Source organism: Thalassospira tepidiphila MCCC 1A03514, from assembly GCF_001662875.1.
In the GTDB taxonomy this organism is placed as follows: Bacteria; Pseudomonadota; Alphaproteobacteria; order Rhodospirillales; family Thalassospiraceae; genus Thalassospira; species Thalassospira tepidiphila.
Map to the genome: position 1 here is coordinate 1 of NZ_JPVZ01000016.1, position 12,759 is coordinate 12,759.

Genomic DNA, 12,759 nt, shown 5'->3' on the forward strand with positions numbered 1-12,759 from the left:
ATTTTTCACCATTTGACGTCTTTTCATGGCTGATGTGCATCTTCGCATAAAAAGGGGGGTTGACCGATCCCGTCTGGCCCATTAAAACGCCGCTCACCAACGTTGAGGGCCCGTAGCTCAGTTGGTAGAGCAACTGACTTTTAATCAGTTGGCCACAGGTTCGAATCCTGTCGGGCTCACCAATTCAAAACCCCTGGAACCCAGAAGTTCCGGGGGTTTTGCATATCCGGCTTTTGCCATCATATTTCCCATCGCAATTCCCGATCGATAACGCAAAGCCTGTCCCGCCCTGAATGACCTGTCCGGGGCAGGGGATCAGCATGAAAATGTATTTTGGCCTGTTGGTTGCGATTGCATCGCAATTCTATTTCCTGTAAAGAATGCAAATCAGTTTCAAACGCACCAGAGCAGGACGTCTGGTGGTGATCAATTTTGTGATCGGGAAAGTTACATGTCTGACCCTGTGAATTCATCAGCCGCATCTTCGGATGCGCAAACGCCGCTTTCTTCCGATGGCGCACTCGTCCCGGTGGGGGCTGACTCTGCGACCGGAAATCTTAATGCGGACGGTTCTGTCATGGTGGACCCCAATACCGGGCTTGCCATTGATGCGACGGCAACGACCCAGTCGAACGGTATGCTGGATGGCTTTGTTGGCCTTCCGGTGATTGAACAGGTCGACCGGGCTGGCGTGGTCGGTTGGGTTCTGGCCGCGATGGCCCTGATCGGGCTTATGGTGTTTTTCTATAAGCTGGTCGGTTTCCTGCGCCGCGGTGTTTTTGCCGACGGCTTTGTAAAGGATGTCGAACGTCACCTGTCATCGGGTGACGAGCAGCAGGCGGCCGAAATTCTGGCAGGTCGTCGCCATCCGGCCGCGCGTATTGCCCTGTCGGGCATGATGCTTCCGGTAAGTTCGTCTGAGGAACGTGAAGCAGCATCGGATCTGATAGCATCGCGTGCGCGCAAGGAAATTGATGGTCTCAATGGTGGTCTGCGGATCATGTCGGCCATTGCCGTGCTAAGCCCGCTCTTGGGCCTTCTGGGCACCGTTATGGGCATGATCGAGGCATTCCAGCGTATGGAAGGGGCAGGCAGCCGTATTGATCCCTCTGTGCTGTCTGGCGGTATCTGGCTGGCACTTCTGACAACGGCAATCGGCCTTGTGGTCGCGATCCCGGCAACCGCGTTTCATATGTGGATGCAGGGCGTGATTGGCCGTGCCGCCGCCACGATGGAAGATGTTTGTACGCTGGTGGTCAATCGCGGTGAACTGGCCCGCAAGACGCTTAGCCGCGCATCAAACGTTTCCGAACTGCGCCACGCCGCCGAATAAAACCCGTTTCCGAAAGTCGCCCCATGCAGCTGCGCGAACGCAACAGCGGTTCTACACCGATGATCGGTCTGACCCCGCTGATTGATGTTGTCTTTATCCTGCTGATCTTCTTCATGCTGGCTTCAAGCTTCCTTGACTGGAAGGGCTTTGAGATGTCGGTCAGCATCACCGATGGTCGCGCCACCAGCCAAAGCGATACCCGACCGGTCACGGTCGAAGTCGATGTGAATGGTGGCCTGTCGATCAATGGCAATGCAATTGCGCTGTCCAATCTGGCACCGACGCTTTTGCGCGATCATGACGGATCGCCGGTGCGCCTACGGCCGATCAACGGTGCCAATCTGCAGCGACTGGTCGAAGTCATGGATACGCTGGGCCGCGGCGGTGTTACGGATGTGGAGTTCATCGAATGAAACGCCGCATCCAGATTGCCGAGGACGGACCGGTTCAGGAACCGATGCTGCCTTTGATCAACATCGTCTTCCTGCTTTTGATCTTTTTCATGATCGCCGGAAGCCTGCAAAAACTCGGTCCCTTTGAAGTTGACCCGCCCGCAAGCCAAACGGCCGAAGGCCAGCCGGAAGACACCATTGTTCTGTGGTTTGGCAGCAATGGCGAAATCGGGATTGATGATCTGACGGGTGGGCTTGATCGCCTGTCGTCAATGCTGCCAGCCGACTATATCGGCCGTCCGGTTGAAATCCGGGCCGACCGCGAAGTCGAAGGGGCCAAGGTCGTGACCCTTCTGGCGCGCCTTCAGGAACTTGGCATCGAAAAGGTTCAATTGATGACGGCCATGCAGCCGGGGCAGGAATAGCATGTCCAAACGCGTTGATCTTTTGATTGCGACCGGGCTGACCGGTCTTGTCCTGACTGGCGGGATCGTGCTTGCCATGCCCGACCCGCAGCCATCGGGCTGGGGCGGGGCAGGGGCCGTACAAAGCATCAGCATTTCGTTGGGTGCCGGGCAGGCCGAAACCGGCGAGGCCGAGACAGACACCCAAAGTGCCGACGCGGTCGACAGCATGGCCGCCGAAGTGCCCGAAGAAATTGTCGAACCGGATCCGGAACAGGAAGCCCAGCCTGAACCGATCCCAGAGGAAGTGGTCGAGACGGAGCCAGAGCCTGAACCGGAAGTTCTTCCGGAACCAGAGCCGGAAGTTGTCGAGCAACAGCCAGAACCCATTCCGGAACCAGAACCGGTCATCGAACAAGTTACCGAACCGGAGCCTGAACCAGAACCCGAGCCGGTTGTCGAACACCAACTGGCAGAGGTCCTGCCGGTGCGCATGAAGCCCAAACCACCCGTGGAGCAGGCAGAGGCCCCGCAACCGACCAAGGCGCCAGAGCCGGTCGAAAAAGCCGCCCAGCCAACGCCACAGCCCTCTGGGCGGACCAACTCGGTTAAGTCAGAGGGCACGACGGGTGAAACCACCCAAAGTCAGGCCGCCAGTTCATCGGCTGGTAGCGGTGGTGGTGCGGCAAGCCATGCCAAGATGGTGGATTATCAGGCATCGGTTCTTCAAACGCTGGCGCGCTACCGCGAATATCCCGAACGCGCCATGCGCCGACGGATCGAGGGCGAAAACCGTATTCGTCTTGTCATTGCGCGCGATGGCACGGTGCTTGAGGCCAGCATGGTCAGTTCAAGCGGATCAAGCATCCTTGATCGCGAAACCGAACGCCTGATCGAACGGGTGCGGAAATTCCCGCCATTCCCCGACGAGATGACCGAACAACAAGTCGTCTGGACCGTGCCGGTCGCCTATCAGCTTCATTAGAATGACAAACGCCAGCCCATGAAGGCTGGCGTTTTTGTTTGTGCCGGGCGTTTAGGGGGCAGGCGTCTCGCCATCTTCCCAGTGATAATCAAGTGGTGCCTCGCGCCAGGCGAATTTGTCGAGATGGACGATAATCACACCCTTCATGCTCTCGATACCCTCGGGCTTGTGTGACTGCCCGTCAAAGGTTAGGCGATCCTCATGGGCGGTAATGACGCACGGCCCCATGGGAAATGCCACATTACCGGTGGTTTCGCCCAGATCGACTTCGACCTTGTGGGCGAAATGCTTGCACAGCTGGACAAGATACTTGGCGGCCTTATCGGTTTTGACCGATCCCTTTGTGGTAAACATCTGGCGATCTCTCTGTTTGTGGTTGCGGGGTTGGATCGGTCTATTGCGACGGGGCGTCCTTCAGGCCGATCCAGTAGACACCGTTCAGATCAACCGCCTGAAAGCGCTCAAAGAACGTTGCCAGTTCGGCGTTTGGATCAAGGTCGGCATAGATGTCGGGATGCAGCCACTTTGCCATCGCCTGCAGGGCAAACACATTGATCGGGTTGTTATAAATGTGATGCCAGACGGAATAGACCTTCCTGTTTTTAACAGCACTCAGAAGCGGCAGGCCGGTCCGTTCCATACTGCGTGCCAAAGACGCACGTGCCTGATCGGCATTTGTCTTTGCACCCAGAACAATGCGACGTGCATTTGTTTCCGCATCCAGCCCGGACGATCCGATGGCCGTGGTGATATAGACGTCCGGGTCGGTGAAGATCACCTGTTCGACCGATATCTGGCTGATTACGCCGGGGATGGTATCGGCAAAGATGTTTTCGCCACCGGCCAGGGTAACGAACTTGCCGATCATCTCGTTACCCATCGCTTCGCAGCAGTTCTCGGCAAGGCCGACACGGCTTTCAAGGAAAACACTGGGTTTTTCGCTTATCTCTGCGGCGCGTGAGGTGACCTTTTGAAGGTTCTCCTCATAGAACTTCACAAAGGCTTCTGCCTGTTCTTCCTTGCCCATCAGCTTGCCCAGAAGACGGATGCTTTTGGGTGTGTTTTCAAACGGCTTGGCCCGAAAATCGATCATCACCACCGGGATGTCGGCCGCCCCCATGACTGACAGAACTTCGTGGCTGGTGGAACCCGGCCCATGGCCGCCCGACATGCCAAAAATTGCCACGTCGGGTTCGACTGTCACGGCCTTTTCAACAGAAAACGTTTCTTCGTTCTGACGACCAACGAGCGGGATATCATCAATTTCGGGGAACTTTTCGCGATATTGTGCAAAGGATGCCGGATCAAGCGATTTGAAGTCGCCCATCATTCCGGCAATCCAGCGCACCGGATTTTCCGGATCGAGAATACCGATGGACGGCAAGAAACGCCCTTCGCCAAGGATCATGTGTTTGACCGGCACCTCGACGGTGACTTCACGTCCGGCAATATCAGTCAGTGTGACCGTTTCACCAGCGGACGCGTTTGCACCCCAGATCAGTGTCGCCGCAGCAAAGGCAAGAAGATTGCGAATTTTCATGTCAGGTTATCCTGAAGGTTTGTCTTTTCGTGCATTTCAAACGCCAAAACGGGCAGCACCTGATGTGCTACCCATTTCGGTTTGATGTGTGTTTCTTCGCGTCCTAGAAATCGACCTTCGCCGAGATCAGGAAAGTGCGTCCGGGTTCGTGGAACGGTTCGCTGATGCGCGTGCTGTCATAACCGGTTGTTGCGCGATCGATGTAATCGCGATCAAGGATGTTCAGCGCATCCACACGCAGGGTAACTGCATCGTTCAACACTCCGGGGACCCATTCGGCATAGAGGTTGGCAACGAAGTAGCTATCGAGTTTTTCGTTGCCACGTTCTTCCGGACTGTCATCGGAAAGAGCGAATTCCGCATTGCCGCCAACGCGCAGCCCATAGCTATCAAAGCTATGACCAGCATCGAAGTTGAACATGTCACCCATGATGACGCCCTGATAGGAGGCCTCGGTGCTCAGTGGGACGCCGCCGTCGGTTTTGACGTTGGTGTGGGAATAGGTCAGGCGCGCAAACCCCGGACCATAGGAATACATGGCAGACAGATTGACACCACGGGTATCGAGATCGACGGTTGAGTTACGCGTTGCACTCGACAGATCGTGGGATTCATCGATCAGGTTGTAGAAAAGGTTTCCATCCAGCGTCCAGTCATCAAGCGCAAGGCGCGAACCGACCTTTGCGTTATAGGACCGCGAAGGGGCAAAACCGTCATAATTCCAGTTGCCACTGAATTCATAAATTGCCGATTCACCAAGCGGTAGGCCACCAAAGGTCGTACCGGCACCACCATAGACCATCAGCTGTTCGGTCAGGTCATATTCGGTGTTGGCATTGCCGCTTAGTCCGAATTCGGAAAAGTCTTCACCGGTCAGGCCTTCGAACCATTGCTGATCTGCACGGCCGCCGAACGACACACGCCACTGATCGGTCAGGGACAGGCGGGCTTGCGAGAATGCGCCAATATCGGTCGAGGTTTCCGAATAGCTACCGTTGCGCGGGGATCGATTGTGATATCCGGTTGCCTCATCGCGATAGAAATCAATCCCGGCGGTGATGACACCATTATCGACTTCAAAATTGTTGGCAGCCTTGCCGTTGATGGACTGGATATCGGATTTGACGTGATAGAAGTTTGCACCACCCTGAAGGGCCGGAATGTTCAGAACCGTGCGGCTATAGGCCAGACTGAATTCCGGATCGAACTGGCCAGACGGCATTTCATCGACATAGCTCACCCCAACCGACGTATCGCGATAGGACAGCCATTGGGGCGCTGCGCCGTTGGCCAGAACCGCATAGTTCGGGCGGGACGGGCGGACACCTTCATCTTCAAGATGGCTGGCGAACGCTTCGAAACGGCCACCGTCATTGCCGGTAAAGGCAAACTTGCCCAGTCCGCTTTCGCTGCCATCGGCGGTGCCAATCGCCTCATCACCGTCGCCGTCTTTGTAATTGCCCTGATTGCTGTTTTTGAGATACGCCAGCGCTTCAAACCCGTCTGACTGTCCGGCAACGGTCAGCCATTCGGCAAAGCCCTTGGTGTTTGAATTATACTGCAACTTGCCCCAGCCACCGAACGTGTCACCGGCCTCAAGGACGTCCCGGGCATCTCGGGTTTCGTAGGACATTGACCCACCCAAGGCATGTGGCCCGGCATCCGCCGGGGCGACACCGGATTCAACATTAACGGATTTCAGCATCGCCGGATCAATGATCGCTGTTCCGATATGGTGGAAACTTGAATCTACCTGACGGGCGCCATCAACCTGAACGTTGAGCTTGGTATTCTCGATACCCTGCACATAGACCTTCTGAACGATGGCGGTCGGCCCGCCGACTTCAACCGACGCGTCCGATGAAAAGACATCCTTCATGGTCTGCGGATTTTTACGATCCAGTTCTTCCTGGCCAATCGAAACGCCCCCCGGAAGGCCCTGTGCCGATTTGGCCGATGCGGTGACTTCGAGGGGCTTGGTCACGGTTTCATCATTGTTGGCCTCTTGCGCAAAGGTGATTGATGGCAAAACTGCAAGCGAAAAACCGGCAAGAACGGTTGTGCGCAAAAGGGCGCTGATCCGGGGCGATGAGGCTGGCGAGGGTGACTGTGGCATGTTCATTCCCTGAGAAATATAATTGCAAATGCGAATGATTGTGAATATTATTTTCGCAGGCGGGGATGCAACAGGAATGATGTTTGTCAAATCGCCGAACATGTTTGCGAAATCGTCAGCATGTCTTTGCAAAGGCCGTTCGGCGCCGATTGCATGTTCAAAGATGCTTTGTGACTTCAAAATGATGCAGGAGAGGTTTGTGGGGGTAACAGCACACCGGCAAATAACGCGGCGTGACTCTATTACCAGGAGCCATCTGGAAAAACGCGGCACCCTTATTCAGGAAACAGGCGAGCTCGGGAACGCCTTGGCAAGTCGCGGCGCGTTGATGAGCGGGCGCATGTCATTTAGCGATACGCAGTCGTTTCTTGATATTCACACCTCCGACACGATGGAGATGAAGGATGCCATCGCCGACTATCATGTCGGCGCGGCGGTAAAGGTCGCCATTATACTGAAGGGGCGGCTGCAGGCCGAGTTTGACGGTGTGCCGGTTGACCTTGATGCGCGGGATCACCCGGTCGGCTTTATCTGGGCAGTACCGCAACCCTCCAAGGTCAGGCGTTATATCCACAAAGGCAGCGAAATCAGCAAGGTGATGATTTCGGCACAGTTTGACTGGGTCTTGCGTCAGCTTGGCAAGTCACCGGCCCGCTATCGCGAAATCGCCGATTTCTTCAATGCAGGTATTTCTGTGCGCAGCTGGCGGCCGTCACGCCGCGTGCTCGCACTTGCTGATCAGTTGATCTATCCGCATGCAACGGATCCGCTTATGCGCGAGCTGTATGAAGAAAGCCGCGGGTTGGAGATTTTTGCCGAAGCACTCTCCGCCATTCAGAACGGTACGGACCAAACGGCAACGTTTGGCAAAAATTCCGGCCCGGATGCGCTGGATCGCCATCATCGTGCACAGGAAATCCGTGAATTCATTCTGGCCAGTGACCCGGAACAACAAACTCTTCCGACCATTGCAGCCGCCATCGGGATCAGTGTCACCAGCATGCAGCGCATCTTCAAGGATGCCTATGGTATGACGGTAAAGGATTTCATCCGTGAAAGCCGTCTTGTCGCGGCCCGCGATGCCATGGAAAAGGATGGTCTGACGATTGCGCAGGCCGCCTGGGCGGCGGGCTATAAAAGCCCGGCCAATTTCGCAACCGCCTTCAAGCGCGTGTTTGGTATCACGCCGTCCGAGGCACGCGACCGCTAGCAACGAGCTTAAGCAGCACGGCCTCGGGGGTGAAGGCAGTGATGGGTGTTACGACGTCAGCTTCGTAATGAATGCATCGACATCCGAGCGCAGTTTTTCGGAATTCTGTTTAAGCATGCGTGATACGTCCGATACGTTTTGCGCCACTGTGCTGGTGCGTTGTGCGGTGCCATTGACCGTTTCCAGGCTACCGTTCACATCGCGATTGGCCGAAGACACCGCGTTGATATTGCCACTGATTTCAGTGGTGGCGGCGGCCTGTTGTTCGACGGCTGCTGAGATCGCGGTAACTGAATCAACAATGTTGCTGATCTGGCCGGCGACACCGTGAATGGCATTCACCGCGGCAACCGTGCTTTGCTGCACATTGTTGATCTGGGCGGTAATGTCACCGGTGGCTTTCGCGGTCTGATTGGCAAGGTTTTTGACCTCGCTTGCGACCACGGCAAAGCCTTTGCCAGCTTCGCCGGCACGGGCAGCCTCGATCGTGGCGTTCAGGGCCAGAAGGTTGGTTTGGCTTGCGATCTTGTCAATCAGGTCAACGACAGTACCGATTTGCTCGGCAGCCGCATTGAGAGTTTCGATCGTGTCTGATGTTTGTTGTACAGACACTTCAACTTCGTTGGAAATCGTCGAGGCCCGCGAAACCTGGCTTGAGATTTCGCGAATGGAGCTATCAAGTTCTTCCGCCGCACCGGCAACGGTGGTGGCATTATCAGCAGACAGTTCAGCAGCGCCACGGGCCTTTTCAACTTCGCCCTGGGTTTCCTGCATGCTGGCCAACAGGGTTTCAGATGCCTGTGACATATCTTCGGCCGAGCTTGAAACAGCGGAAACAACCGTTCCGATGGTTTTTTCAAACTCGTCGGACATTTGCTGAAGTTTGTCGGCATAGGTCTTTTGCGTTTCTTCGTAATAGACCGTAATCGCCATTTCGACATCGATCAGCAACGCATTGGTCGAGCCGATGATCATCAACGGCAGTTGTGAATCACGACTGAAGTTTTTGCATAGGACGGCGGTGATTTCGCCAAGCATGAAGTTATAGGCCGAAACATATGCTTCGGGCGTCAGTCCAATCCGTTCGTGGGCCTTACCGATGCGGCGCACGTCGTCGTAAAAGGATTGATCGAATGCGCCGTCAAAAAGTTTGGCCCAGTGTTTGGCCTGGGCATTCTTCAGGCGATCAATGTTTGACGGATCACCGACAATTTTTGCCAGAGCCGTGTTGTTCATCACCTTATGGTAAAACTGATCAAGCATGCCCGGCAGGTTTTTTTCAATCACGGGCCATGCGCGTTTGAGCTGTTTGATCTTTGGTTCGTCCAGTCCGATAAAGTCGAGACGGCTTTTAAGTTCAGGATGTACCACTTTTGATCCCCCAAGAAACAACGAGCAATGTGAACGCTTAAAAGAAGCTGTTTCTTTAGGTTGGACCTGGATGGTCTAGTTTAACTATCCAAAAGGTTAGCTCAGCACAATTTTAAGGAATTAAAATACTGCTTCTATGTGTTGAATTGCGCGGATAAAGAGAAAAAACAGAAAAGATTTCTCATTTCCCGATCTGCTGCGTCATAGGGGTCCTTATACCATTGGTCGAATGGAGGCTCCTATGCCAATCAATGCCACGCAGCTTCGCACCCTTGTCGTCAAACCGGTTCTGGCGGCCCTTGGATTGCCTGCCTCAGACGTTGCGGAAAACCTGATCATGGGGACGGCGGCCCATGAAAGTCATCTGGGCGATTATATTGAACAGGTCGGCGGTGGTCCGGCGCTGGGAATTTTCCAGATGGAACCGGCAACCTTGCATGATTGTTATGAAAACTATCTTGATTACCGGGCGGACCTCAAGGCCAAGGTGGACGGGTTTCTTGCCCCGCAACCAGCACAAGCAGACGGCACGCCCGACAAGGATGCACAACTGGCGACCAATCTGGCCTATGCCACGGCGCTTTGTCGCATTCGCTACTACCGGGCACCAGCCGCGATGCCGACCGATCCCAACGACGTCAACGGGCTGGCAGCCTATTGGAAGCAATATTACAACACGCCGCTTGGGGCGGGCACGGTTGAACAGTTCGTCGCCGATTACAATCGCTACCTTGGCTCGTAAGACACTGTTGACGGACTGAAGGCCAGCATTCCGTAGCGGCAAGAAAAAATATTTCCTGATTTCGGCAAAAATAGTGGAAAAGGACAGTCGTTTTAGACAAAATTCCCCTCCGCAAGTTGGTGGTTGCGCAAAAAACCACCAAAACACAAGAATTTAAGGGGATCGAAATGAAACGTCGTCAGTTTCTAAAAGGGGCCGGACTGGGTGCGGGTGCGGTTGCTGCCTCGGTTGCAGCACCGGCTGTTGTATCCGCACAGGAAACGCTGAATTGGCGCATGGTAATGCCATGGCCAAAAGGAACCCCGGGACTTGGCACCAACGCCGAAAAGTTCGCCGCCATGGTCAAGGAGATGTCAGGTGGTCGCCTGAACATCACCATCTATGGTGCGGGTGAACTGGTGCCGCCGTTCGAATGCATGGATGCGGTCGAGCAGGGTGTCGCCGAAATGGCGCACGGTACCCCGTATTACTGGCAGGGCAAAAACCCGGCCCTTAACTTCTTCTCGACCATCCCGTTCGGTCTGACCGCGTGGGAGCTTTCAAGCTGGATCCGCTTTGGCGATGGTCAGAAGCTTTGGGAAGAAGCCTACGAAGAATTCAATGTTGTACCGTTCTATGCCGGCAACTCTGGCATGCAGGCCGGTGGCTGGTTCAACAAGGAAATCAATTCGCTTGATGACCTGCAGGGCCTTAAAATGCGCTATGCCGGTCTTGGCGGCGAAGCCATGCGCCGTGCCGGTGCCAACGCCACCATGATCCCGCCGGGTGAAATCCTGCCGGCGATGCAGTCCGGTGCAATTGACGCGGCCGAATGGGTTGGCCCGTGGAACGATATGGCGTTTGGTCTGTATCAGGTTGCCAAATACTACTATACCCCGGCCTTCCACGAACCTGGCCCGGGCCTTGAGATCTTTGTTGGCAAGGACAAGTTTAACGCGCTGACACCGGATCTGCAGGCGATCATTCGCTTTGCCGCACAGGCGATTGCTGAAAACACGTTTGCCGACTTCACCTTTAACAACATCCAGTCCTATCAGCCGCTGATCGACAAGGGTGTTGAAGTGCGTCAGTTCCCCGATGAAGTCATCATGGCGCTGGCCGAACATTCCAAGGCCGCTGTTGATGAAATTGCTGGCCAGAACGACCTCGCTGGCCGGATTGCTGCAAGCTACCTTGACCTGGTTAAGAAAGCTGCACGGTATGGCAAGGAATTCGAGGCAACCGGTTTGATGCACCGTGCAAAGGTCTGGGGCTACTAAGACCCGCCTTTAAATCTTTATCGAACTTCGGTTCGATCCCCCATCAGGGACTGCCATTCTGGCAGTCCCTTTTTGTTTGGCTCTATGGTTGAAAATTTATCGACGAAATGTCGATGTCATGCGCTCAGTGCGATGCTGCATCCCGCAATCGTTAATTGTTGCCTGCGCCAAAAACCGTAACTTTGGACCCAAACAAGGTTACGAAATTATCTTCGTGAACTTTTTACGCAAAATTTTACCAATATTGGGAGCCCCACAATGAAACGTCGCGCGTTTCTGGGCGGTGCAGGCGTTGCCGCAGGCGCATTTGCCGCTACTGCCGCTGCACCATCAATCGTCAAAGCAAATGAAACCATCAACTGGCGCATGGTCATGCCCTGGCCGAAAGGAACACCGGGTCTTGGCGCGAACGGCGAACTGTTTGCCGAACGCGTGAACAAGATGTCGGGCGGTCGCCTGAAAATCACCGTTTACGGTGCGGGCGAACTGGTCCCGGCACTGGAATGCATGGATGCGGTCGAACAGGGTGTTGCCGATCTTGCGCACTCCACCCCGTATTACTGGTTTGGCAAGGACCCAGCTGTTTCGTTCTTCACCACCATTCCGTTCGGTCTGATGGGCTGGGAGCTTTCGGGCTGGCTGCGCTTTGGCGGTGGTCAGGCGCTGTGGGACGAGCTTTATGCCCAGTTCAACGTCAAACCGTTCCTGGCCGGTAACACAGGCCTTCAGGCCGGTGGCTGGTTCAACAAGGAAATCAACTCGGTTGACGACCTTAAGGGTCTTAAGGTCCGTTATGCCGGTATCGGTGGCGAAGCCATGCGTCGTCTGGGCGCGACCCCGTCGCTTCTGCCGGCTGCCGACATCCTGCCAAGCTTGCAGTCAGGTGCGATTGACGCAGCCGAGTGGGTTGGTCCTTGGAACGATTATTCCTTTGGCCTCGCATCGGTTGCCAAATATTACTACACCCCGGCATTCGCCGAACCGGGTTCGGGCATTGAAGTCTTTATCAACAAGGACAAGTTCGCCGAACTGCCCGAAGACCTTCAGGAAATTGTTGCCGTTGCCGCACAGGCCAATGCCGAACAGACCCTGTCGGATTTCGCGTTCAACAACATTCAGTCCTATCAGGCGATCCTTGAAAAAGGCACCGAGATCCGTCACTTCAATGACGATCTGATCAATGCTTTTGCCAAGGCCTCCAAAGAAGCGCTTGAAGAAATTGCTGCGAAGAATGAGCTCACCGGTCGCATTTATGCGTCCGTGATGGACTTCGCCAAGAAAGCCGCCCCATACGGCAAGGAATTCGAGGCAACCGCGCTTAACCAGCGCGCCAATGTTTTTGCCAACGGCACGTACTAAGCCATCAGGCAACTTAAATGAAATAGGCCGACACCTTCGGGTGTCGGC

The 12,759-nt window shown here is 55.0% G+C and carries 12 protein-coding genes and 1 tRNA gene; 9 read left to right on the forward strand and 4 right to left on the reverse strand.

Going from position 1 to position 12,759, the window contains the following annotated elements:
- Positions 1 to 106 precede the first annotated feature (106 nt).
- The 5 genes from TH4_RS19995 to TH4_RS20015 all read left to right on the forward strand — a co-directional run bounded on the left by TH4_RS19995 (position 107) and on the right by TH4_RS20015 (position 3,114).
- Positions 107 to 182, forward strand: a tRNA-Lys gene (locus TH4_RS19995).
- A 269-nt stretch (positions 183 to 451) separates the two neighbouring features.
- Positions 452 to 1,333 (forward strand): MotA/TolQ/ExbB proton channel family protein, encoded by an 882-nt coding sequence (locus TH4_RS20000; protein WP_064782514.1) that lies wholly within the window; start codon positions 452 to 454, stop codon positions 1,331 to 1,333.
- Between the two features lie 23 nt (positions 1,334 to 1,356).
- A complete protein-coding gene (locus TH4_RS20005; protein WP_008892303.1) occupies positions 1,357 to 1,746 on the forward strand; it encodes an ExbD/TolR family protein in 390 nt (129 codons plus the stop codon).
- Positions 1,743 to 2,150 (forward strand): ExbD/TolR family protein, encoded by a 408-nt coding sequence (locus TH4_RS20010; protein WP_008892304.1) that lies wholly within the window; start codon positions 1,743 to 1,745, stop codon positions 2,148 to 2,150. Before TH4_RS20005 ends, TH4_RS20010 begins: the two co-directional genes overlap by 4 nt.
- 1 nt (position 2,151) lies before the next feature.
- Positions 2,152 to 3,114, forward strand: a complete 963-nt coding sequence (locus tag TH4_RS20015; RefSeq protein WP_064782515.1) for an energy transducer TonB — start codon at positions 2,152 to 2,154, stop codon at positions 3,112 to 3,114.
- Between the two features lie 51 nt (positions 3,115 to 3,165).
- On the opposite strand, the gene TH4_RS20020 is transcribed toward TH4_RS20015, so the two are convergent.
- The 3 genes from TH4_RS20020 to TH4_RS20030 all read right to left on the reverse strand — a co-directional run bounded on the left by TH4_RS20020 (position 3,166) and on the right by TH4_RS20030 (position 6,770).
- A complete protein-coding gene (locus TH4_RS20020; protein ID WP_064782516.1) occupies positions 3,166 to 3,468 on the reverse strand; it encodes a DUF2218 domain-containing protein in 303 nt (100 codons plus the stop codon).
- Between the two features lie 40 nt (positions 3,469 to 3,508).
- Entirely contained in the window at positions 3,509 to 4,654 is a 1,146-nt protein-coding gene (locus TH4_RS20025) for an ABC transporter substrate-binding protein (RefSeq protein WP_064782517.1), read from the reverse strand.
- Positions 4,655 to 4,757: 103 nt separating this feature from the next.
- Positions 4,758 to 6,770 (reverse strand): TonB-dependent receptor domain-containing protein, encoded by a 2,013-nt coding sequence (locus TH4_RS20030; protein ID WP_064782531.1) that lies wholly within the window; start codon positions 6,768 to 6,770, stop codon positions 4,758 to 4,760.
- A 340-nt stretch (positions 6,771 to 7,110) separates the two neighbouring features.
- Between TH4_RS20030 and TH4_RS20035 the strand changes: the two genes are divergently transcribed.
- On the forward strand, positions 7,111 to 7,980 hold the full coding sequence (locus tag TH4_RS20035) for a helix-turn-helix transcriptional regulator (RefSeq protein ID WP_245228037.1): 870 nt from the start codon (positions 7,111 to 7,113) through the stop codon (positions 7,978 to 7,980).
- 48 nt (positions 7,981 to 8,028) lie between these two features.
- Here the strand turns inward: TH4_RS20035 and TH4_RS20040 are convergent, their stop codons facing one another.
- On the reverse strand, positions 8,029 to 9,351 hold the full coding sequence (locus TH4_RS20040; RefSeq protein ID WP_064782519.1) for a globin-coupled sensor protein: 1,323 nt from the start codon (positions 9,349 to 9,351) through the stop codon (positions 8,029 to 8,031).
- Positions 9,352 to 9,592: 241 nt separating this feature from the next.
- Here TH4_RS20040 and TH4_RS20045 point away from each other — a divergent pair, with 241 nt between their 5' ends.
- From TH4_RS20045 to TH4_RS20055, 3 genes are all read left to right on the forward strand, one after another.
- A complete protein-coding gene (locus TH4_RS20045; RefSeq protein WP_064782520.1) occupies positions 9,593 to 10,093 on the forward strand; it encodes a hypothetical protein in 501 nt (166 codons plus the stop codon).
- A 167-nt stretch (positions 10,094 to 10,260) separates the two neighbouring features.
- The gene (locus TH4_RS20050; RefSeq protein WP_064782532.1) at positions 10,261 to 11,352 is read left to right on the forward strand and encodes a TRAP transporter substrate-binding protein; all 1,092 of its coding nucleotides are present in this window, start codon (positions 10,261 to 10,263) and stop codon (positions 11,350 to 11,352) included.
- A gap of 258 nt (positions 11,353 to 11,610) precedes the next feature.
- Positions 11,611 to 12,711 carry a TRAP transporter substrate-binding protein gene (locus TH4_RS20055; protein ID WP_064782521.1) on the forward strand — a complete coding sequence of 367 codons (1,101 nt, stop codon included), beginning with the start codon at positions 11,611 to 11,613 and terminating at the stop codon, positions 12,709 to 12,711.
- The last annotated feature ends 48 nt before the right edge of the window (positions 12,712 to 12,759 follow it).

What these genes read in the sequence shown, in the direction of transcription:
- TH4_RS20000 (WP_064782514.1), top strand. Translation starts at nt 452, where the DNA reads ATGTCTGACCCTGTGAATTCATCAGCCGCATCTTCGGATGCGCAAACG.
- TH4_RS20005 (WP_008892303.1), top strand. Translation starts at nt 1,357, where the DNA reads ATGCAGCTGCGCGAACGCAACAGCGGTTCTACACCGATGATCGGTCTG.
- TH4_RS20010 (WP_008892304.1), top strand. Translation starts at nt 1,743, where the DNA reads ATGAAACGCCGCATCCAGATTGCCGAGGACGGACCGGTTCAGGAACCG.
- TH4_RS20015 (WP_064782515.1), top strand. Translation starts at nt 2,152, where the DNA reads ATGTCCAAACGCGTTGATCTTTTGATTGCGACCGGGCTGACCGGTCTT.
- TH4_RS20020 (WP_064782516.1), bottom strand. Translation starts at nt 3,468, where the DNA reads ATGTTTACCACAAAGGGATCGGTCAAAACCGATAAGGCCGCCAAGTAT.
- TH4_RS20025 (WP_064782517.1), bottom strand. Translation starts at nt 4,654, where the DNA reads ATGAAAATTCGCAATCTTCTTGCCTTTGCTGCGGCGACACTGATCTGG.
- TH4_RS20030 (WP_064782531.1), bottom strand. Translation starts at nt 6,770, where the DNA reads ATGCCACAGTCACCCTCGCCAGCCTCATCGCCCCGGATCAGCGCCCTT.
- TH4_RS20035 (WP_245228037.1), top strand. Translation starts at nt 7,111, where the DNA reads ATGTCATTTAGCGATACGCAGTCGTTTCTTGATATTCACACCTCCGAC.
- TH4_RS20045 (WP_064782520.1), top strand. Translation starts at nt 9,593, where the DNA reads ATGCCAATCAATGCCACGCAGCTTCGCACCCTTGTCGTCAAACCGGTT.
- TH4_RS20050 (WP_064782532.1), top strand. Translation starts at nt 10,261, where the DNA reads ATGAAACGTCGTCAGTTTCTAAAAGGGGCCGGACTGGGTGCGGGTGCG.
- TH4_RS20055 (WP_064782521.1), top strand. Translation starts at nt 11,611, where the DNA reads ATGAAACGTCGCGCGTTTCTGGGCGGTGCAGGCGTTGCCGCAGGCGCA.